Below are 20,216 nucleotides of genomic sequence, written 5' to 3'. Positions count from 1 at the left end.
TAATGACAATACAACAATGGTGTTTTTCATTTAAGGGGCGCATTGGACGGCGTGACTTTTGGATCTGGATGGCGCTGTGGCTGGTGCTGATGGCGGTAGCCTTTACCTTGGCCAATTACCAGTGGGTGGCGATTCAGAGTATTGCCTTTTTCATTGTGGCGCTGCTGTGGCCAACGGCGGCGGTGCTGGTGAAGCGGCTGCATGATCGCAACAAGGCCGGTTGGTGGGCGTTGCTGCTGATCCTCGCCTGGATGCTGGCGGCAGGTAACTGGCAGATGCTGGCGCCGCTCTGGCAGTGGGGCGTCGGGCGTTTTATTCCGACGCTGATCATCGTAATGATGGTTATCGATCTGGGGGCATTTGCCGGCACTCCCGACGATAACCGTTTTGGCCCGCCGCCCAGGCCGGTGAAGTTCCGCGCAGGGTAAGTGGTGGATTACCAGTAATGTTCGCTGGTCATGTGCCCGGGTTTGCGGCGCAGGTGCTTGCGCATGCCATGCAGATCCTTGAGCGTCTGCTGGGTATCGCGCACCATTTGCGGGTTGCCGCATAGCATCACATGGCTGGTTTCGGCATCGATTGGCAAACCGATCGCCGACTCCAACTGTCCATCTGCTATCAGCGCCGGCACGCGTCCGGTCAGCGAGCCGGCGACCTCTTCACGACTGACGATGGTCTGAATGCGTAATTTGCCGTTGTAGCGTTGTTGAAGCTGTTGCATCAGCGGCAGATAACTCAAATCGCGGGCAAAGCGTGCGGCGTGCACCAACACCAGATTGCTAAAACGCTCCAGCCCTGCGCCTTCCTGTAAAATCGACAGGTACGGGCCAATGGCGGTGCCGGTTGCCAGCATCCACAGGGTGTCACAATCAGGCACTTCATCCAGCACGAAGAACCCGGCGGCCTGTTTGGTTACCATGATCTCGGCGCCCGGCGACAACTGGTTCAGCCGCGGGCTGAGTTTCCCCTCTGGCACGGTGACCAGGTAGAACTCGAGATTGCTATCGCTCGGCGCATTCACGTAGGAATAGGCGCGTTGCACCCGTTCGCCGTCAATTTCCAGCGCCAATTTGGCAAATTGCCCGGCGATGAACGGGTCAATCGGTGCATCGACGGTAAGGCTGAATAGACCGTCGGTCCACTGTTCCAGGTGAGTAACCTTGCCTTTAACCCATTCGGCCATATCTTAAAGCTCCCGTGGTTGAATCAAATAAGCGCAATGTCTGTGCCAGCTCGGCGTGCCGATGGCAAATTGTGCGTGCCCTGAGCGGGTCAGCGAGCAATACCGCGCCGGACGATCCACTTTGCTGCGTGCTTCCTCGTAACAAACCAGCTCGCGTTGTTCCAGAGATTGCAGATGCTGGCGTATGCCCATCGGAGTGATACCCAGGCGCAGCGCGAGCATCTTGACCGAATACGGCCCCAGGGTCTTTAACTGCAATAAAATCAGCGCTGGCGTTTTCATCTGTCCAATCCCTATGGCGTTATTTTATTTCAAGATGATGAAAACAATTATCGATTAAATGCTAAAGCCGAACTACTGCAAGTTTGGTACGGCTACCGGTCTGAGCGGTTCGTACAGTTTAATTTACGACGCTGGTCGGCTTTGCTGCCAGTGTGAGCGGGATCAAAATTTGGTGGAAACTCGCTAAAAAAAATAGATTTGTTAGCTTATGCCGCGATAAAGGGCTGGGTGCGTCGGCGTCGGATAACGATACCCGCACTGGCGGTTTTGGCGAGTTGATACGTTAACGAAGATAATGAGAAAATTAGAAAATTTTCACCTGTTGGTGATGTTGATCCTGCTGGTAGCCGTCGGCCAGATGGCTCAAACCATTTATGTTCCTACCATTGCTGATATCGCTCATGACCTGTCGGTGCGTAACGGTGCGGTACAGCGGGTCATGGCGGCTTACCTGATGACCTACGGTTTTTCCCAGCTGATTTATGGGCCGCTGTCGGACCGCATCGGTCGCCGCCCGGTGATTTTGGCGGGGATGATGATATTTATCGTGGGTGCGGCGGGTGCCTTGATGGCCAGTAGTTTGACGATGCTGGTGGCCGCCAGCGCGATCCAGGGAATGGGCACCGGCGTTGCCGGGGTAATGGCCCGCACCATGCCGCGCGATCTGTATGCCGGCAGTGCGCTGCGCTACGCCAACAGCTTACTGAATATGGGAATTCTGGTCAGCCCGTTGTTGGCACCGGTGATCGGTGGTGCGCTGGCGATGATGTTCGGTTGGCGCGCCTGCTACGCGTTTCTACTGGTGCTGTGCCTCGGCGTGGCGTTTGCCATGTTCCGCTGGCTGCCGGAAACGCGGCCGCAACAAACGGAAAAACGCCGTATGTTGGCCAGCTTCCGTCAACTGCTGGGTGATGGTACCTTCAGCTGTTATCTGGTGATGCTGATTGGCGCGCTGGCGGGCATCGCGGTGTTTGAGGCCAGCTGCGGCGTATTGATGGGCGGGGTGCTGGGGCTGAGCGGGCTGACCGTCAGTATTCTGTTTATTCTGCCTATCCCGGCGGCCTTCTTTGGCGCCTGGTATGCCGGCCGTGACGGCAAGACCTTCCACAGCCTGATGTGGCATTCGGTGATCAGCTGTCTGCTGGCAGGCCTGATGATGTGGATCCCCGGTTGGTTCGGGGTGATGAACATCTGGACATTAATCGTACCGGCGGCGCTGTTCTTCTTTGGTGCCGGCATGCTGTTTCCGCTGGCAACTACGGGCGCGATGGAGCCGTTTCCCTACCTGGCCGGTGCCGCAGGCGCGTTGGTGGGCGGTATGCAAAACATGGGTTCCGGGCTGGCGACCTGGCTGTCCGCCATGCTGCCGCAGACCGGGCAGTTCAGTCTGGGTCTGTTGATGTTTGCCATGGCGCTGCTGATTTTGCTGTGCTGGTGGCCGCTGTCCAACCGGATGCAGCACCAGGGGCACACCGCCTGATGTTGGCAGGCCAGGCACGCCTGGCCTAGGATCGCCGGAGACCGCTGATTACAGCAAGAATGGGTGCAGCGCCGGGTCTTTGCGATCGAGGTAATGGGTCGAGCGAATGCGGCGGATGGTCCGGGATTTGCCCCGAATCAGCAGCGTTTCCGTGCTGGCCATATTGCCCTTGCGGCTGATGCCTTCCAACAGATCGCCTTTGGTGATGCCGGTAGCGGCGAAAATCACGTTATCGTTGCGCGCCATGTCGTCCAGCAGCAGCACCTTGCCGGCTTCGATGCCCATTTCCTTGCAGCGTGCCAGCTCTTCCTCACCGATGCGCCGGTTTTCCGCGCTGTCGCCCTTCACCTGATGGCGCGGCAGCAGGCGAGCCTGCATATCGCCATCCAGCGCGCGGATCACCGCCGCCGAAATAACCCCTTCCGGCGCGCCGCCAATGCCGTACATGACATCCACTTCGCTTTCCGGCATGCAGGTGAGAATCGACGCTGCCACGTCACCGTCGGGAATGGCAAACACTTTAACGCCCAGTTGCTGCATTTGCGCAATAACCGCGTCATGTCGTGGTTTCGCCAGTGTGATCACCGTCAGCTGTGCCAGTGGCTTGGCCAGACGCGCGGCGACGTTTTTCAGGTTTTCCGCCAGCGGCAGATTGAGATCAATGGCACCGTGTGCGGCAGGCCCCACTACCAGCTTTTCCATATACATGTCCGGCGCATGCAGAAACGTGCCGCGATCGCCCACCGCCAGCACCGCCAACGCGTTGGACTGGCCCATGGCGGTCATGCGGGTGCCTTCGATGGGATCGACGGCGATATCCACCGCGTCGCCGTAGCCGCTCCCAACCTGTTCGCCGATATACAACATGGGGGCTTCATCGATTTCTCCTTCGCCGATCACGATGCGCCCATCGATATCCACCTTATTGAGCATAATGCGCATGGCGTTAACGGCGGCGCCGTCGGCGGCATTTTTATCGCCGCGCCCCAGCCACTTGTAGCCGGCCAGAGCGGCTGCTTCGGTCACGCGGGAAAATTCGATGGCTAATTCACGTTTCATGGCAGAACCTGTCAGTGAGAAGGAAGAAAATAACGACAAAGTCTACCACAGCGGAGTACCCGCGGGTCGAGGCAAAAAAAAACGCCGCCCGCAGGCAGCGTTTTCTCAGGGGGATACGCCGTGGCGTTTATTCGTGCTCTTCCCATGCCTGGGCACGAGCCACCGCTTTCTTCCAACCGCTATAACGGTAGTTGCGCTCGGTGGTTTCGATGCTTGGACGGAACTCGCGTTCAATTACCGCTTTGCTCTTCACTTCGTCCAGATCGTTCCAGAAACCGACCGCCAGACCAGCGAGGTAGGCAGCCCCCAGCGCGGTGACTTCTCGTACTTCAGGGCGTTCTACCCGCGTGCCGAGAATATCTGACTGGAACTGCATCAGGAAGTTGTTGGCTACCGCGCCACCGTCGACACGCAGCGATTGCAGACGGGTGTTGGAGTCTGCCTGCATGGCGTCCAGTACGTCACGGGTTTGGTAGGCAATGGACTCCAGCGTCGCACGGATAATATGGTTGCTGTTTACGCCACGAGTCAGGCCGAAAATGGCACCGCGGGCGTACGGGTCCCAATAAGGTGCGCCGAGGCCGGTGAAGGCTGGCACCACGTATACGCCATTGCTGTCCTTCACCTTGCTGGCGAAGTATTCGGAGTCGGTGGCGTCGCTGATCAGCTTCAGCTCGTCGCGCAGCCACTGGATGGACGCACCGCCGATGAAGACCGCGCCTTCCAGCGCATAGTTCACTTCGCCACGCGGGCCGCAGGCGATGGTGGTCAGCAGGCCGTGGCTGGAGCTTACCGCTTCGGTACCGGTGTTCATCAGCAGGAAGCAGCCGGTGCCGTAGGTGTTCTTGGCCATGCCCGGTTGAACGCACAGTTGGCCGTACAGCGCAGCCTGCTGGTCACCGGCAATGCCGGCGATTGGAATGCGCGTGCCGCCTTTGCCACCGATGTTGGTCTGGCCGTAGATTTCCGAAGACGGGCGCACCTTCGGTAGCATGGCGCGTGGAATATCCAGCGCCTGCAGCATGCGATCGTCCCAGTCCAGTTCATGAATGTTGAACATCATGGTGCGCGAGGCATTGGTATAATCGGTAACGTGCACCCGGCCCTGAGTCATTTTCCATACCAGCCAGGTGTCGACGGTGCCGAACAGCAGTTCGCCGCGCTTGGCGCGTTCGCGTGCACCTTCGACGTGATCGAGGATCCATTTTACCTTGGTGCCGGAAAAATAGGGGTCAACCACCAGACCGGTGTTGTGGCGAATGTACTCTTCCAGACCGTCGCGCTTGAGCTGTTCGCAGATTTCTGCGGTGCGGCGGCATTGCCAGACAATGGCGTTGTAAATCGGTTTGCCGGTGTCTTTTTCCCAGACGATGGTTGTTTCACGTTGGTTGGTGATGCCGATGCCGGCAATCTGATCGGAACTGATATCGGCTTTGGCCAATACTTCAACCAGCGTTGAGCTTTGTGAAGCCCAGATTTCCATCGGGTCGTGTTCCACCCAGCCCGCTTTAGGGTATACCTGGGTAAATTCGCGCTGCGAGACTGCCACGATGTTGGCGTCGTGATCCATCACGACGGCGCGTGAGCTGGTGGTTCCCTGGTCGAGAGCGACAATAAATTTTTTAGCTGTGGTCATGGTTTATTCCTGCTGTTGTTAACCATTTAAAACTGCGCCAATCATGCTTTGCGCTGCTGGGTCTTGGCGGCGGGCTCGTCTTCTTCGATGCAAACGTCACAAGGCAGATGACGACCAATCAATGCGCGGTAGCCAAAGGCACCCAGGCCTGCGCCAAGGATTGGGCCAAAGATTGGCACCAGGAAGTAAGGGATATCACGTGCGCCAGTGAAGGCCACCTCACCCCAACCGGCGATGTAAGCGAACATTTTCGGGCCGAAGTCACGCGCCGGGTTGAGTGCGAAACCGGTCAATGGTCCCATAGACGCGCCGATAACGGCAATCAGAATACCGATCAATAACGGTGCCAGCGGGCCGCGCGGCACGCCGTTGCCATCGTCGGTCAGTGCCAGGATCAGACACATCAGGATCGCGGTAATGACGGTTTCCACCAGGAACGCCTGCATCACGGAAATATGCGGATTCGGATAGGTAGAGAAAATGCCGGCCAGATCCAGGCTTTCGTTGCTACCACGCACCATGTGATGGGCCGCTTCAAAATCAAAGAACAGATTGTAGTACAACCCGTAGACCAGCGCTGCGGCACAGAAGGCTCCAGCCACTTGCGCAATGATATAGGGGAGTACTTTACGTCTATCAAAGCAGGCGAACAGCCACAGTGCGAGCGTCACTGCCGGGTTCAGGTGTGCGCCGGAGATCGCAGCGGTCAGATAAATCGCCATGGCGACCCCGAAGCCCCAGATAACGCTGATTTCCCATTGGCCGAAGCTGGCGCCGGCCAGCTTCAATGCGGCAACGCAGCCTACGCCAAAAAAGATCAACAGACCGGTGCCGAGGAATTCCGCAATGCACTGGCCTTTTAAGGTCGGACTGGTGGTTTGGCTCATAATGTTGTTGTCCTGCAAACAGCGGTTAGAGGTTTATAGGCTCTGCGCGTGGCGCTAGGTAGGCCTAGGGTACAGTTTTTTTATCTCGTCCAATTTTATCCGGAGGACGTGATGTAAATTTATCGTTAACGAACATAAACGAGAAATAGCGAAATCAAAATGTGTGTGCTTCGTCATAAAATTGAGCGAATTCGCGTCGTTTAGTGTTCTTTCTAGGTCAAAAAGCACAGCGTTTATTCCTTTTTCCTAGTCGGTTGTTAACAAACTGCCAACCCGTCGCGGCATTTTTTTCAGTTTTTGCTGATGGTAGCGGTAGGAAATTTGCAACAGACTGCGTGATGAGCCGGTATGTTGCTAGACAGTGAGAGGCAGGCTACTTACAATCGTTTTTATCGAAAGAGCGTTTTATCGAGACAGGCGCGTTTTCCATAAAAGCGCGTGTCACTTGGCGCGATGCATATTCGCAGTAGCTGCAAGCCTTTGCTGCGGCCGCTACTTATAGATGTACGCCTTGCTATCATGAGGGGACTGAAGAATGTCATTTGAAGTATTTGAAAAACTGGAAGCAAAAGTTCAGCAGGCGATCGATACCATCACGCTGTTGCAGATGGAAATTGAAGAGCTGAAAGAGAAGAATAACACCCTGTCTCAGGAAGTTCAGAACGCCAGCGGCAATCATGAGGCGCTGGTGCGTGAGAACCAGCAGCTGAAAGAAGAACAGCACGTATGGCAAGACCGCCTGCGCGCACTGCTGGGCAAGATGGAAGAAGTCTGATTAGTCAGCAATAACGAAAAGGGCGCCGAAGGCGCCCTTTTTCATGGTGGGATGCTGCTTATTCGATATCGAGCGGATCTTCGGAAAGAATAATGCCGGTATTGTCGGCGTATAGATGGTCACCGGAGAAGAAGGTGACGCCGCCGAAATTAACGCGGATATCGCTTTCACCGACGCCTTCGCTCGGCGCGCCGGCCGGAATCGCCGCCATCGCCTGGATGCCGATATCCAGCTCTTCCAAATCGTCCACCTGACGCACCGCACCGTAAACCACAATGCCTTCCCATTCGTTCTGGGTTGCCAGACGTGCCAGTTCAGCGTTGATCAGCGCTCGGCGCACCGAACCACCACCGTCGATCAACAGAACCCGGCCGCGGCCATTTTCTTCAAGCAGGTCAAAAAGCAGGCCGTTATCCTCGAAGCATTTCACCGTGGTGATCTGCCCGCCAAATGAAGTACGCCCGCCAAAATTGGAGAATAGAGGTTCAACTACGTTAACCTCTTCATGATAGATGTCGCAAAGTTCGGAAGTATCGTATTTCATAGGATTTTACGTCTGTTTGCCGCTGGAATAACCAGTATATCCCTTTATTTGCCATGTTGGCAAAATCATCGGTTTTTAACTGAGCACCACGCCGATGGCGAACAGCACATTGGCCAGCAGCGCGGCCTTGACCATGTGTTCCAGCATTGGACGCATACCGGCCGGCGACGGATCGCGCACTACACGCAAGGCATGACGCCACAGTAGCGGCACCGCCAGTACGAACAGCCAACCCCATGGGCCGCTCAGGTTGTAGAGGGTAAACAGGGCGAAGCACAGCACCGCGCCGGCCAGCAGCAGCGCATGATAGCGTCGGGCATTGGTCGGCCCCAAACGTACCGCCAGCGTGTTTTTGCCGTTGGCACGGTCGCTTTCGATATCGCGCAGATTATTGATGTTCAGCACCGCTGCCGCCAATAAACCGCAGGCGGTGGCCGGCAGCATAATAACGCTGTCGAAATGGTGGGTTTGCAGGTAATAGGTGCCGGCCACGCTGAGCCAGCCAAAGAACACCAGCACTGAAATGTCGCCCAGCCCCAGATAACCATAGGGTTTATTGCCCACGGTGTAGGTGATCGCCGCAACAATCGCCAATGCACCCAGCACCAGGAACCCGACCACGTCACTCGGTTTTTCACAGGCCAGCGCAATCAGCGAGCTGCCGGCAATGGCGATGAGCACCACGGTAATCACCAACGCCCGTTTCATCTGCGCCTGGCTAATCACGCCTTTTTGCATGCCGCGTAACGGCCCGATGCGGTCTTCGTTATCGCTGCCCTTGACCGCGTCGCCGTAGTCATTGGCCAGATTGGAGAGGATTTGCAACAGACCGGCAGTCAGCAGCGCAAGCAGCGCCACGCCCGGTTTCAGGCTGTCTTGCCAGGCGGCGATCGCCGAACCGACAACGATGGAGGCAAAAGCCAGCGGCAGGGTACGTGGTCGTAAACTTTCCAACCAGGCTCTGGCCGGGGTGGTAGTGATAGATGAGCTCATTTTTCGCTTCAGCAGGTCAGGTGGCGGTGTCCTGGCCAAAAAATGGGAGGCGATGCCTCCCATATTATTGACTGACAGGACAATGATAGAGCGATTATAGGATAAAACGACTCAAGTCTTCATCTGCTACCAGCTCATCCAGATGATTACCGACATATTGCGCATCAATTGTGATGCTTTGGCCGCTGCTTTCGCTGGCATCGTAGGAAATATCTTCCATCAGGCGTTCCAGCACGGTGTGCAAACGGCGTGCGCCGATGTTCTCGGTGCTTTCGTTGACCTGCCACGCCGCTTCTGCGATGCGGCGGATGCCGTCGGCGGTAAAGTCGATGGTCACGCCTTCGGTCGCCATCAGCGCCTTGTACTGCTCGGTCAGCGAGGCATTCGGCTCGGTGAGGATGCGCTCGAAATCTTCAGTGCTCAACGCCTGCAGTTCAACGCGGATTGGCAAACGACCCTGCAGTTCCGGGATCAGGTCCGACGGGCTGGCCACCTGGAATGCGCCAGAGGCGATAAACAGAATGTGGTCGGTTTTCACCATGCCGTGCTTGGTCGACACGGTGCTGCCTTCGACCAGTGGCAGCAGATCGCGCTGTACCCCTTCACGAGACACGTCCGGACCTGAAGACTCGCCGCGCTTACAGATTTTGTCGATCTCGTCGATAAACACGATACCGTGCTGTTCCACCGCTTCGATCGCCTGTTCTTTCAGCTCTTCCGGGTTCACCAGCTTGGCGGCTTCTTCTTCCACCAGCAGTTTGAAGGCTTCTTTGATTTTCAGCTTGCGTGGTTTCTGCTTTTGGCCGCCGAGGTTTTGGAACATCGACTGCAACTGATTGGTCATCTCTTCCATGCCCGGAGGTGCCATGATTTCGACGCCCATCGGCGCAGCCGCCAGATCGATCTCGATTTCCTTGTCGTCCAGTTGCCCTTCGCGCAGCTTTTTGCGGAAGGCCTGACGCGCGGCGGACGGTTCCTGATGTTCTTCCGGCTGGCCCCAGTTATTCTTGGCCGGCGGGATCAGCACGTCGAGAATGCGTTCTTCGGCCATTTCTTCGGCGCGGGTACGGTTTCTTTCGATCGATTGCAGGCGCACCATTTTGATCGCGGAATCGGTCAGATCGCGGATAATCGAATCCACTTCCTTACCGACATAGCCCACTTCGGTGAACTTGGTCGCTTCAACCTTGATGAATGGCGCATTGGCCAGTTTAGCCAGACGGCGGGCGATTTCGGTTTTACCGACGCCGGTCGGGCCAATCATCAAAATGTTTTTTGGCGTTACTTCATGGCGCAGCTCTTCGTTGAGCTGCATGCGGCGCCAGCGGTTGCGCAGGGCAATGGCGACGGCTCGTTTGGCCTTGCTCTGGCCAATGATGTAACCGTCCAGTTCGCTGACGATCTCGCGCGGAGTCATTTCAGACATAGTATTCAGTCCTTACGCTTTGGAAGGCAATTCTTCGATAGTGAGGAAGTGGTTGGTGTAAATACAGATGTCACCGGCGATGCCGAGGGATTTCTCGACGATGTCGCGGGCGCCCAGATCGGTATTTTCCAACAACGCGCGAGCGGCTGACTGGGCGTATGGGCCACCGGAACCGATCGCGATCAAATCATTTTCAGGCTGAACCACGTCACCGTTGCCGGTGATGATCAGCGAGGCGTTCTCGTCGGCGACGGCCAGCAAGGCTTCCAGACGACGCAGCATACGGTCGGTACGCCAGTCTTTCGCCAGCTCCACGGCGGCTTTTACCAGATGGCCCTGGTGCATTTCCAGTTTACGCTCGAAGAGCTCAAACAGCGTGAAGGCGTCAGCGGTGCCCCCGGCGAAACCGGCGATCACTTTATCGTTGTACAGGCGACGTACTTTCTTGACGTTGCCTTTCATCACCGTATTTCCCAATGTTGCCTGGCCATCACCACCGATGACGACTTGGCCGTTGCGGCGTACGCTTACAATTGTTGTCACGAGCAGACCCTCGTTGCAGACGGAAAGAAGCCCTCGCAGCACCGGTCGGCACCGGCACTACGAGGCATATTGAGAGTATAGATGGGGGAGGATTAACGCTTTTCAACCCCCAACGGAGAGGGGAATGCAACTTGACATGCCAACGCCCTTCAGGCGTGAAAGCGTTTTATCTGCTGCTGCGCGGCTGCTGAACGGCCCGAGTACCACGCGATTCCATCCGCCGCCGTTGGTAATGCGGCTTTCAATGCCTTCAAACGCCAGGCGGGCACGGACCGATTCCGCCTGATCGGTGGCGCGGAACGAGCCGCACTGCACCATCCAGCGCTGTTTCGATTCCTGCTTGGCGGTTTCCTGCTTCGCTTCCGGTTTGGGCTGCGGTTTCGTCTCAGGCTGTTTGGTCTGCACCGGCGGCGTGACGGCTGGTTTGGGCTGTTGCTGCACCGGAGCCGAACCGGTGTTAAACGGGTTACGCGGCTGGTTCACCTGTTGCTGCTGCTGTTGCTGTTGCTGTTGCCGTTGCTGCATCTGCAACTGCTGGCGAGCGTTGTTTTGCGCCGCCACCGCATCGTTGTACGGCACTTCGTTCAACTGGGTCGGCCGTTGCTGCATATCCGCCTTCATCTGCTCCAGCAGTTGGCGCTGTTCTGGCGTCAGTTGGGTTTTGGTGTTCACTTCACCGCCGGCCGTTGGTTCGGTCGGGGTCTGTACGCCAATCTGGCGGTTTTCCAGCTCTTTGATATAACGCCAACGTTCTTCCGGCTTCGGCGGCAAGCCATTGCCCGGCCGGCTACTGTGCGTAGGCAACAGCGGCGTGTCGTCCGGTTTGTTGTGCGTAATGAAATAAAGGCCACCGACAAAGATCACCAGCAGGGCAACAGCAAGCGCCACCACGGTTTTAGATACCTTCGGAGAACTGCTTTTTTTACGGCTGGGGGTTTTGCGCCGCGCTCCAGAGCGCCCGCGGCTTACATAGTCTTTCTGTGCCACTATTCTTCCGCTGTGTCTTTATAAGGAATTAAGTCCGTCATGTTACTGAACCCTAAAATATTTGACTAGCGTTTAGGAGCAGCAGTGCTGCCTCTGACGATCAGTTCGCTGTCCAATAAGCGGGAACCGCTGGCGACTGCCTGTCCGTGCAGTTGTTCCAGCAGCAGTAACATGGCCTGTTGACCAATCTGATAGCGCGGTTGCGCCACCGTGGTCAATGGCGGGTCGCAATACTGCACCAGCTTGATATCGTCGAAACCGACAATCGACAGATCCTGTGGTACCCGCAGGCCCAACTTCTTCGCCTGCGACAACACGCCGATTGCCATCACATCGCTGTGACAGAATACCGCTGTTGGCGGTTTTGGCAGCGCCATCAGGGCCGCCAGCGCTTGTGCGCCAGCCTCGTAGGTGAAATCACCCCGGGTAATATAGCTGCTTTCGACGGTAATGCCATTACGGCGTAATGCCTGAATGTAACCTTGCAGACGATAATGGCTGAGCGGCATCTGCTCTGGACCGGCAATGCAGGCGATTTGCGTATGGCCAAGCTGATGTAGATAGTGCACTGCCTCGAAGGCGGCAGTGAGGTTGTCGATGTGCACCGTCGGTAATTCCAGTTCAGGTGCAAATTCATTGGCCATCACCATCGGCGGCAAGTTGCGCTGCTCTTCCTTGCTGGCGTCGAACGGCAGATTGGAGCCCAACAACAGCATACCGTCAATCTGTTTGGTGATTATCAGGTTGACGAAGGTGCGTTCCTGCTGATTTTGCTGCGCACAGTCGCCGATCAGCACCAGATAACCCTGCTGCGCAGCGGTTTGCTCGATCCCCTGGATCACGTCGGCGAAAAACGGATCGCAGATGTCCGGTACGATCACCAGGATGGTGCGGGATTCGTTGCGCTTGATGTTACGCGAGAGAGCATGGGGGGAGTAGCCCACGGCCAGCACGGCCTGTTCCACTTTCTGACGCGTTGGCGTTGACACCTTTTCCGGGTTCATCAACGCACGCGACACGGTAGCCGTTGAAACGCCCGCCATTTCGGCAACGTCTTTCATGGTTGCCATGGATAGTTCTTTCTTGTGTTCCAACGCCTTTCTCCTTGCGCCAGCCCCATGCCAACGCGACTACTGCAATACCCGACATTGCTGACGTCGCCTGTTCAGCGTTGGCGGGCAGGTATGCTCACAAATGACAAAAAACCGTAGCAGACATTCTAAACAGATTACGTTCTGCTTTTGTTACCTAATTTGCATAAAAAATGTGACTTAGGAAGGTTTTTTCGCGTTCGCTCGCAAATTCAAGGGTAAACGTTTGCTTAACAGGAACTGAATCAGACTTTTCTGGGTTCAACTGTCGATGGGATCGACATCCAGCGTCCATTTTACTTTGCGTGCCTGCGGCAGCGTCCCGATCAGCGGCAGCGAACTTTTCATCAGCTGTTGCAATACGCGTCGTGACGGGTGCTGCAACAGCAATTGCCAGCGGAAGCGGCCGCCACGTTTGGATTGCAAGGCCGGCACCGGACCCATGATCCACAGCGATTCATCCTTCAGCGGGCTGGCCTCCAGTAAATTGCGTAATTGCTGGAGGAACAGCGGCGCCTGCTGGTTATCGTGATCGTCCGAACGCAGCAGAATATGGCTGGTATACGGTGGTAGAAACACGCTGTTACGCTCCGCCAGCGCCTGTTTGGCAAAGGCATCGTAACCCTGTTGCAGCAGGATTTGCAGCAGCGGGTGCTCCGGGTGGTGGGTTTGCAGCAATACTTCGCCCTGTTTGCCGGCACGGCCGGCGCGGCCCGATACCTGGGTATACAACTGGGCGAAGCGTTCGGCGGAGCGAAAATCGGCGGAAAACAGCGCGCCGTCCACGTCCAGCAGCGCCACCAGCGTGACGTCCGGGAAGTGGTGCCCCTTGGCCAGCATCTGGGTGCCGATCAGAATACGCGCGCCGCCGCGGTGAATATCTGCCAGATGCTGTTCCAGCGAGCCCTTGCGACTGGTGGTATCGCGATCGATGCGGGTAATTGGCGTGTCCGGGAACAGTGGCGCCAGTTCGTTTTCCAACTGCTCGGTGCCGACGCCGACCGATACCAGGTGGGTTGAACCGCATTGCGGACACTGATGCGGCACCGGGCGCTGGCTGTCGCAGTGATGGCAGCGTAGCTGGCGATGATTCTGGTGCAGCGTGTAATAACGGTCACAGCGCTGGCATTCGGCTATCCAGCCGCACTCGTGGCATAGCAGCGCCGGCGCGTAACCGCGACGGTTGAGGAACAGCATCACCTGATTGCCGTTTTTGAGATGATGCTGCATGCTTTTCAACAACGGCTGAGACAGGCCGACTTTCAACGGCAGGCCTTTCAGGTCGATCAGATGCTGCGCCGCCGGTTTGGCGTTGCCGGCGCGCTGGGTTAATTTTAACTGGCGGTATTTCCCCAACTGCACATTATGCAGCGTTTCCAGCGCTGGGGTGGCGGAGCCCATCACCATCGGAATATTTTCTGCGTGTGCGCGAAACACTGCCAGGTCACGTGCGTGGTAGCGCCAGCCTTCCTGCTGCTTGTATGAACTGTCGTGCTCTTCGTCGATGATGATCACGCCCAGCCGGGCAAACGGCGTAAACAGGGCTGAACGCGTGCCGATGACAATTGCCGCTTCGCCGCTGCGCGCCCGCAGCCATACCGCCAGACGTTCGCTGTCATTGAGGCCGGAGTGCAGAACCTCGACCGGCGCGTTGAAGCGTTCGCGAAAGCGGGCAATAGTTTGCGGCGTCAGGCCGATTTCCGGCACCAGTACCAGCGCTTGCCGGCCCTTGGCCAGAATGTTTTCCAGCACGCTGAGATAGACTTCGGTTTTGCCGGAGCCGGTGACGCCCGCCAACAGCCAGGCGGCAAACTGTTGATCTTCGCTGCGTATGGCGCCGACGGCGGTGGCCTGTTCGGTATTCAGCCGCAGTCGCTCGCCCAGCACGGCGAAATCGTGTCGCCAGTCCTGCGCGGCGATGGCCTGAGCACGCAGGTCGACCAGCCCTTTGGCACGCAGCGCCTGGAGAGCAGGATCGCTCAGTTCCAGTTCGCCGATCTGATGACGGTAAACCGGTCGCTGCAGTAGGGCAGCCAGCGCCTGCTGCTGCTTGGGCGCGCGTTTCAGGCTTGCCGGCGGGGTAGCGCGCCCCTGCTCGGTGGCGAACCATTGCCATAGCGGGGCTGCCTCTGCGGGTTTTCCCTGACGCAGCAGGATGGGGAGCGCATGAGACAGCACTTCGCCAAGCGGGTAGTGGTAGTATTCGCTGGCCCAGTTGAGAATACGCCACAGGCTGGGCGAAAACAGCGAGGTGTGATCGATGACGCTGTCGATCGGTTTCAGTTTTTCCAGCGGTACCTCGCTGGTTTCACTGCAGCCGGTCACAATGCCGATCGAGCGTTGCCGTCCCCAGGGAACGCCGACGCGTGCGCCAATGACCGGTTGCACGCCATGCGGCAACAGATAGTCGAAGGTGCGGGCGAGGGGAACCGGTAAGGCAACGTGAACAACGGGCATGAGGTCATCCAGGAGGTAAAGATTGTCGGCTAGTTTACACGCTAGCCGGTCAAATGTACGGATCCGATTGCGCAGGTGATATTATTCTGTATAATTTGCCGCCTTTGGTATAATTCGATACCAAAAAATTATCATCAATCACGTGTGGTGTCTGGCGAAACAGGGCTGGATAGCGACACGGCCTTAACTGAGGTTTCCCCATGAAACAAGGTATCCACCCAAAATACGACGTTATTACTGCAAACTGCTCTTGCGGTAATGTGATCACCATCCGCTCTACAGTGGGTCACGATCTGAACCTGGACGTGTGTGGTCAATGCCACCCGTTCTACACTGGCAAGCAGCGTGACGTTGCTACCGGTGGCCGCGTTGACCGCTTCAACAAGCGTTTCAGCGTACCAGGCGCTAAGAAATAAGATTTCTTATCGTCCGATAAAAAAGGCGCCGCAGGCGCCTTTTTTGTTTTTGTCGCCAGCGTTCGCAGACGGCATTCAATATTCCCAGGTATCGGGATCCACACCCAGTTCACGCATCAGCACTTTCGCGGCTTCCGGGATTTCATCGTTGCGCTCTTTGCGCAGGTCTTCATCGTTCGGCAGCGGCTGGCCGGTAAAGGCATGCAGGAACGCTTCGCACAGTAATTCACTGTTAGTGGCGTGGCGCAAGTTATTCACCTGGCGACGGGTCCGTTCATCGGTGAGGATTTTAAGAACCTTCAGCGGAATGGATACCGTAATTTTTTTTACTTGCTCGCTTTTTTTACCGTGTTCAGCGTAAGGGCTGACATACTCGCCGTTCCACTCAGCCATGGGACACCTTAAATTTGTCAGAAAAATTACAAAATTCTAAAAACCGGCTAATTATGCCCGATCTTCACTGTTCTCACTAAATAAATGTCAATTTTACGCGACCAAAGTCACTGATTGCCGTCGATCGATAGCTTTAGACTATGCTTAGCGCAACAACATCTTAACGTCATATCAAACCGTCATAATTTTAGCGGGTATTATGCCCAGGCTCAATCTATACGCAAAGAAGTTTAGATGTCCAGATGTATTGACGTCCACACTTCTTGCGATTAATCTTTAGGCCTCATTCACCGTATTCGAGAGCCGAGCCCCTAATGACGCGTAAACCCGCCACCATCGCCGTGCGCAGCGGCCTGAACGATGACCAGCAGTTTGGTTGCGTTGTGCCGCCGATTCATCTGTCCAGCACCTATAACTTCACCGGCTTCAACCAGCCGCGAGCCCATGACTATTCGCGTCGCGGCAACCCGACGCGTGATGTGGTACAGCGTGCGCTGGCCGAGCTGGAAGGCGGTGCCGGGGCAGTGATGACCGGCAGTGGCATGTCGGCGATCCATCTGGTGACGACGGTGCTACTGCAACCCGGCGATCTGCTGGTGGCGCCACACGACTGTTACGGCGGCAGCTATCGGCTATTCGACAGCCTGAGCAAGCGTGGCGCCTATCGGGTACTGTTTGTCGATCAGAGCGACGAGGCTGCGCTGCAACAGGCGCTGGCACAGAAACCGAAGCTGGTGCTGATCGAAAGCCCTAGCAATCCGCTGCTGCGGGTGGTGGACATTGCCGCCATCTGTCAGGCGGCGCATGCCGCCGGGGCGCTGACGGTGGTGGATAACACCTTCCTTAGCCCGGCGCTGCAGCAGCCGATTGCGCTGGGGGCAGATCTGGTGGTCCATTCCTGCACCAAATATCTTAATGGCCACTCTGACGTGGTTGCCGGCGCGGTGATTGCCAAAGATGCCGAGCTGGCGGTGGAGCTGGCATGGTGGGCGAATAATATAGGCGTCACCGGCGGCGCGTTTGACAGCTATCTGCTGCTACGCGGTATGCGCACCCTGTCGCCACGTATCAAGGCGGCGCAACACAACGCCGATGCGATTGTCGGTTATTTACAGCAGCAACCTTTGGTCAAAAAGCTGTATCATCCTTCCCTGCCGGAAAACCCAGGCCATGAGATTGCGCGCCGGCAACAACGCGGTTTTGGCGCGATGCTCAGTTTTGAGCTGGACGGGGACGAAGCGGTACTGCGCCGTTTCCTGTCGGCCCTGGAGTTGTTCACTTTGGCGGAATCGCTGGGCGGGGTGGAAAGCCTGATCTCGCATGCGGCGACCATGACCCACGCCGGTATGGCGGCGGATGCGCGAGCGGCGGCTGGCATTTCCGAAAGCCTGCTGCGTATTTCCGTGGGTATTGAAGACAGTGAAGATTTGATTGCCGATCTGGAACGCGCTTTCCAGGCGGCGGCAACGAGGTAAGCATGAATGCAATTGCGGTAGCAGAGCCGGTCAGCGGGCGTCAACTGCACAAATTTGGCGGCAGCAGCCTGGCGGATGTGAAGTGTTATCTGCGGGTGGCCGGAATTATGGCCGAATACAGCCAGCCGGGCGATCTGATGGTGGTATCGGCGGCTGGCAGCACCACCAACCAACTGATTAACTGGCTCAAGCTGAGCCAGAGCGATCGCCTTTCCGCCCACCAGGTACAGCAGGCGCTGCGCCGCTACCATAGTGAGCTGATTAGCGGCCTGTTGCCGCCGGAAACCGCCGAGCCGCTGATTGCGGCGTTCATTCACGATCTGGAGCGTCTGGCAGTATTACTGGACGGCAACGTCGATGACGTGACCTATGCCGAAGTGGTGGGGCACGGTGAGATCTGGTCGGCACGCCTGATGGCGGAGGTGCTGAAGAAACTGGATATGCAGGCGGCCTGGCTGGATGCGCGTGATTTTCTGCGCGCTGAACGTGCGGCGCAGCCGCAGGTAGATGAAGGGCGATCCTACCCGCTATTGCAGCAGTTGATGGCGCAGCATCCGGGCCGACGCCTGGTAGTGACCGGATTTATTTCGCGTAACGACGCCGGTGAAACCGTGCTGTTGGGGCGCAACGGCAGCGACTATTCCGCTACGCAGATCGGTGCCTTGGCTGGCGTTGAGCGAGTTACCATCTGGAGCGATGTTGCCGGCGTGTACAGCGCCGATCCGCGCAAAGTCAAAGACGCCTGTCTGCTGCCGCTGTTGCGACTGGACGAGGCCAGCGAACTGGCACGTCTGGCGGCACCGGTATTGCACACTCGAACCTTGCAACCGGTATCCGGTAGCGATATCGATCTGCAACTGCGTTGCAGTTATCAGCCGGAGCAGGGCTCTACGCGCATCGAGCGGGTGCTGGCCTCGGGCACTGGCGCGAAAATCGTCACCAGTCATGACGATGTCTGTCTGATCGAGCTGACGGTCGCACCACAGCACGATTTCAAACTGGCGCAAAAAGAGCTCGATCTGGTGCTGAAACGCGCGCAGATCAAACCGCTGTCGATTGGCATACATCCCGATCGCAGCCTGATTCAGCTGTGCTATACCGCAGAAGTGGCCGGCAGCGTATTGCGCGTTTTGCAACAAGCGGCGTTGCCGGGAACATTGCAACTGCGGGAAGGGCTGGCGCTGGTGGCGCTGGTTGGCGCCGGCGTGTGCAAAAACCCGTTGCACAGCCACCGTTTCTACCAGCAGTTAAAAGATCAGCCGGTGGAGTTTATCTGGCAGGCGGAAGACGGCATCAGTCTGGTGGCGGTGCTGCGTCAGGGGCCGACCGGCTTGCTGATCCAGGGGTTGCACCAGAGCCTGTTCCGTGCCGAAAAACGCATTGGTCTGGTGCTGTTTGGCAAAGGCAATATTGGTTCGCGCTGGTTGGAACTGTTCGCGCGCGAACAAAAAAACCTGTCTGCTCGCACCGGTTTTGAATTTATCCTGGCCGGGGTGGTGGACAGCCGTCGCAGCCTGCTGAATTACGACGGCCTGGATGCCAGCCGCGCGTTGGCGTTTTTTGATGATGAAGCGCAGGAAATGGACGAAGAGTCGCTGTTTCTGTGGATGCGTGCTCACCCGTTCGACGATCTGGTGGTGCTTGACGTTACCGCCAGCGAAAACCTGGCGGATCAGTACCTGGATTTCGCCAGTTACGGCTTCCACGTGATTAGCGCCAACAAACTGGCTGGCGCCTCCTGTAGCGATACCCATCGCCAGATTCGCGACGCGTTCGCTAAAACCGGCCGCCATTGGCTGTATAACGCCACCGTGGGCGCCGGTTTGCCGGTGAACTACACGGTGCGCGATCTGCGTGATAGCGGCGACAGCATCTTGGCGTTGAGCGGTATTTTCTCCGGCACGCTGTCGTGGCTGTTCCTGCAATTCGATGGCACGGTGCCGTTTACCGAACTGGTTGATCAGGCGTGGCAACAAGGCCTGACCGAGCCCGATCCACGCGTTGATCTTTCCGGGCAGGACGTGATGCGCAAACTGGTGATTCTGGCGCGTGAGGCCGGTTATGACATCGAGCCGAATCAGGTGCGGGTAGAATCGCTGGTGCCGGCGGGCACGGAACTGGGCTCGGTCGATCAGTTCTTTGAGAATGGCGACGCGCTGAATCAGCAGATGTTGCAACGTTTTGAAGCCGCCAGTGAAATGGGGCTGGTGTTGCGCCACGTGGCGCGCTTCGATGCCAACGGCAAGGCGCGCGTCGGGGTGGAAGCGGTGCGACCAGAGCATCCGCTGGCGTCGCTGCTGCCATGCGACAACGTGTTTGCCATCGAAAGCCGCTGGTATCGCGATAACCCGTTGGTGATCCGTGGGCCGGGTGCGGGGCGTGATGTCACCGCCGGGGCGATCCAGTCGGATCTCAACCGCCTGGCACAGCTGTTGTAATCTTTCGAGCGCGGTTTGCCGCGCTCTCCGTCTTGTCTGCCTCTGGGCGCTACCCGCGGTGCCCAGAGCGCTATCCCCGATCGTGAAATTCTCTCGCGTAGCCGATGAGGATTAATCATCTTATTGCCCCAACTTTCCTGTTGACTCTTTA

18 protein-coding genes and 1 pseudogene are annotated in these 20,216 nt (G+C 57.2%); 6 read left to right on the top strand and 13 right to left on the bottom strand.

Annotated elements, in window-relative coordinates:
• Nucleotides 1-2 precede the first annotated feature (2 nt).
• Nucleotides 3-428, top strand: a complete 426-nt coding sequence (locus tag NYE85_RS04185; protein ID WP_259003140.1) for a DUF805 domain-containing protein — start codon at nucleotides 3-5, stop codon at nucleotides 426-428.
• A gap of 8 nt (nucleotides 429-436) precedes the next feature.
• Here NYE85_RS04185 and fpr read toward each other — a convergent pair whose 3' ends face one another.
• Complete coding sequence (gene fpr / locus NYE85_RS04180; protein WP_259003139.1) at nucleotides 437-1,183, bottom strand: ferredoxin--NADP(+) reductase; 747 nt, start codon at nucleotides 1,181-1,183, stop codon at nucleotides 437-439.
• A gap of 63 nt (nucleotides 1,184-1,246) precedes the next feature.
• Nucleotides 1,247-1,465, bottom strand: a pseudogene (locus NYE85_RS04175) (transcriptional regulator); the annotation flags it as partial.
• Nucleotides 1,466-1,760: 295 nt separating this feature from the next.
• On the opposite strand from NYE85_RS04175, the gene emrD reads away from it, so the two are divergent.
• Nucleotides 1,761-2,945, top strand: coding sequence for a multidrug efflux MFS transporter EmrD (gene emrD / locus NYE85_RS04170; protein WP_259003136.1), 1,185 nt, complete (start codon nucleotides 1,761-1,763; stop codon nucleotides 2,943-2,945).
• Nucleotides 2,946-2,993: 48 nt separating this feature from the next.
• Here emrD and glpX read toward each other — a convergent pair whose 3' ends face one another.
• The 3 genes from glpX to NYE85_RS04155 all read right to left on the bottom strand — a co-directional run bounded on the left by glpX (nucleotide 2,994) and on the right by NYE85_RS04155 (nucleotide 6,527).
• Nucleotides 2,994-4,004: a class II fructose-bisphosphatase gene (gene glpX / locus NYE85_RS04165; RefSeq protein ID WP_259003134.1), complete on the bottom strand. Its 1,011-nt coding sequence runs from the start codon at nucleotides 4,002-4,004 to the stop codon at nucleotides 2,994-2,996.
• Between the two features lie 127 nt (nucleotides 4,005-4,131).
• Nucleotides 4,132-5,640 (bottom strand): glycerol kinase GlpK, encoded by a 1,509-nt coding sequence (glpK, locus tag NYE85_RS04160; RefSeq protein WP_259003133.1) that lies wholly within the window; start codon nucleotides 5,638-5,640, stop codon nucleotides 4,132-4,134.
• A 41-nt stretch (nucleotides 5,641-5,681) separates the two neighbouring features.
• The gene (locus tag NYE85_RS04155) at nucleotides 5,682-6,527 is read right to left on the bottom strand and encodes an MIP/aquaporin family protein (RefSeq protein ID WP_259003132.1); all 846 of its coding nucleotides are present in this window, start codon (nucleotides 6,525-6,527) and stop codon (nucleotides 5,682-5,684) included.
• A 535-nt stretch (nucleotides 6,528-7,062) separates the two neighbouring features.
• Here NYE85_RS04155 and zapB point away from each other — a divergent pair.
• Nucleotides 7,063-7,302 carry a septal ring assembly protein ZapB gene (gene zapB / locus NYE85_RS04150; RefSeq protein WP_259003131.1) on the top strand — a complete coding sequence of 80 codons (240 nt, stop codon included), beginning with the start codon at nucleotides 7,063-7,065 and terminating at the stop codon, nucleotides 7,300-7,302.
• A gap of 58 nt (nucleotides 7,303-7,360) precedes the next feature.
• On the opposite strand, the gene rraA is transcribed toward zapB, so the two are convergent.
• From rraA to priA, 7 genes are all read right to left on the bottom strand, one after another.
• Entirely contained in the window at nucleotides 7,361-7,846 is a 486-nt protein-coding gene (gene rraA, locus NYE85_RS04145; protein WP_004956507.1) for a ribonuclease E activity regulator RraA, read from the bottom strand.
• 75 nt (nucleotides 7,847-7,921) lie between these two features.
• Nucleotides 7,922-8,839, bottom strand: a complete 918-nt coding sequence (locus NYE85_RS04140; protein ID WP_259003130.1) for a 1,4-dihydroxy-2-naphthoate polyprenyltransferase — start codon at nucleotides 8,837-8,839, stop codon at nucleotides 7,922-7,924.
• Between the two features lie 94 nt (nucleotides 8,840-8,933).
• Nucleotides 8,934-10,265: an HslU--HslV peptidase ATPase subunit gene (hslU, locus tag NYE85_RS04135; RefSeq protein ID WP_004956505.1), complete on the bottom strand. Its 1,332-nt coding sequence runs from the start codon at nucleotides 10,263-10,265 to the stop codon at nucleotides 8,934-8,936.
• 12 nt (nucleotides 10,266-10,277) lie between these two features.
• Nucleotides 10,278-10,808 (bottom strand): ATP-dependent protease subunit HslV, encoded by a 531-nt coding sequence (gene hslV / locus NYE85_RS04130; RefSeq protein ID WP_039991409.1) that lies wholly within the window; start codon nucleotides 10,806-10,808, stop codon nucleotides 10,278-10,280.
• Between the two features lie 102 nt (nucleotides 10,809-10,910).
• Nucleotides 10,911-11,795 carry a cell division protein FtsN gene (ftsN, locus tag NYE85_RS04125; RefSeq protein WP_259003128.1) on the bottom strand — a complete coding sequence of 295 codons (885 nt, stop codon included), beginning with the start codon at nucleotides 11,793-11,795 and terminating at the stop codon, nucleotides 10,911-10,913.
• 65 nt (nucleotides 11,796-11,860) lie between these two features.
• Complete coding sequence (cytR, locus tag NYE85_RS04120; RefSeq protein ID WP_259003127.1) at nucleotides 11,861-12,889, bottom strand: DNA-binding transcriptional regulator CytR; 1,029 nt, start codon at nucleotides 12,887-12,889, stop codon at nucleotides 11,861-11,863.
• A gap of 258 nt (nucleotides 12,890-13,147) precedes the next feature.
• Entirely contained in the window at nucleotides 13,148-15,343 is a 2,196-nt protein-coding gene (gene priA / locus NYE85_RS04115) for a primosomal protein N' (protein ID WP_259003125.1), read from the bottom strand.
• 200 nt (nucleotides 15,344-15,543) lie between these two features.
• On the opposite strand from priA, the gene rpmE reads away from it, so the two are divergent.
• Nucleotides 15,544-15,759: a 50S ribosomal protein L31 gene (gene rpmE, locus NYE85_RS04110; RefSeq protein WP_259003123.1), complete on the top strand. Its 216-nt coding sequence runs from the start codon at nucleotides 15,544-15,546 to the stop codon at nucleotides 15,757-15,759.
• A gap of 75 nt (nucleotides 15,760-15,834) precedes the next feature.
• Here the strand turns inward: rpmE and metJ are convergent, their stop codons facing one another.
• Entirely contained in the window at nucleotides 15,835-16,152 is a 318-nt protein-coding gene (metJ, locus tag NYE85_RS04105; RefSeq protein ID WP_004956495.1) for a met regulon transcriptional regulator MetJ, read from the bottom strand.
• Nucleotides 16,153-16,466: 314 nt separating this feature from the next.
• On the opposite strand from metJ, the gene metB reads away from it, so the two are divergent.
• The gene (gene metB, locus NYE85_RS04100; protein WP_259003121.1) at nucleotides 16,467-17,627 is read left to right on the top strand and encodes a cystathionine gamma-synthase; all 1,161 of its coding nucleotides are present in this window, start codon (nucleotides 16,467-16,469) and stop codon (nucleotides 17,625-17,627) included.
• Between the two features lie 2 nt (nucleotides 17,628-17,629).
• On the top strand, nucleotides 17,630-20,065 hold the full coding sequence (locus NYE85_RS04095; protein WP_259003119.1) for a bifunctional aspartate kinase/homoserine dehydrogenase II: 2,436 nt from the start codon (nucleotides 17,630-17,632) through the stop codon (nucleotides 20,063-20,065).
• Nucleotides 20,066-20,216: the final 151 nt, after the last annotated feature.

Source organism: Serratia sp. AKBS12, assembly GCF_024793895.1.
GTDB lineage: Bacteria > Pseudomonadota > Gammaproteobacteria > Enterobacterales > Enterobacteriaceae > Serratia_F.
The sequence above is the reverse complement of the archived record's forward strand: the minus strand, read 5'-3'. Positions and strand labels throughout refer to the sequence as shown.

Bases quoted from the DNA above. Each gene is read 5' to 3' on its own strand.
- NYE85_RS04185 (WP_259003140.1), top strand. From the start codon at position 3: ATGACAATACAACAATGGTGTTTTTCATTTAAGGGGCGCATTGGACGG.
- fpr (WP_259003139.1), bottom strand. From the start codon at position 1,183: ATGGCCGAATGGGTTAAAGGCAAGGTTACTCACCTGGAACAGTGGACC.
- emrD (WP_259003136.1), top strand. From the start codon at position 1,761: ATGAGAAAATTAGAAAATTTTCACCTGTTGGTGATGTTGATCCTGCTG.
- glpX (WP_259003134.1), bottom strand. From the start codon at position 4,004: ATGAAACGTGAATTAGCCATCGAATTTTCCCGCGTGACCGAAGCAGCC.
- glpK (WP_259003133.1), bottom strand. From the start codon at position 5,640: ATGACCACAGCTAAAAAATTTATTGTCGCTCTCGACCAGGGAACCACC.
- NYE85_RS04155 (WP_259003132.1), bottom strand. From the start codon at position 6,527: ATGAGCCAAACCACCAGTCCGACCTTAAAAGGCCAGTGCATTGCGGAA.
- zapB (WP_259003131.1), top strand. From the start codon at position 7,063: ATGTCATTTGAAGTATTTGAAAAACTGGAAGCAAAAGTTCAGCAGGCG.
- rraA (WP_004956507.1), bottom strand. From the start codon at position 7,846: ATGAAATACGATACTTCCGAACTTTGCGACATCTATCATGAAGAGGTT.
- NYE85_RS04140 (WP_259003130.1), bottom strand. From the start codon at position 8,839: ATGAGCTCATCTATCACTACCACCCCGGCCAGAGCCTGGTTGGAAAGT.
- hslU (WP_004956505.1), bottom strand. From the start codon at position 10,265: ATGTCTGAAATGACTCCGCGCGAGATCGTCAGCGAACTGGACGGTTAC.
- priA (WP_259003125.1), bottom strand. From the start codon at position 15,343: ATGCCCGTTGTTCACGTTGCCTTACCGGTTCCCCTCGCCCGCACCTTC.
- rpmE (WP_259003123.1), top strand. From the start codon at position 15,544: ATGAAACAAGGTATCCACCCAAAATACGACGTTATTACTGCAAACTGC.
- metJ (WP_004956495.1), bottom strand. From the start codon at position 16,152: ATGGCTGAGTGGAACGGCGAGTATGTCAGCCCTTACGCTGAACACGGT.
- metB (WP_259003121.1), top strand. From the start codon at position 16,467: ATGACGCGTAAACCCGCCACCATCGCCGTGCGCAGCGGCCTGAACGAT.
- NYE85_RS04095 (WP_259003119.1), top strand. From the start codon at position 17,630: ATGAATGCAATTGCGGTAGCAGAGCCGGTCAGCGGGCGTCAACTGCAC.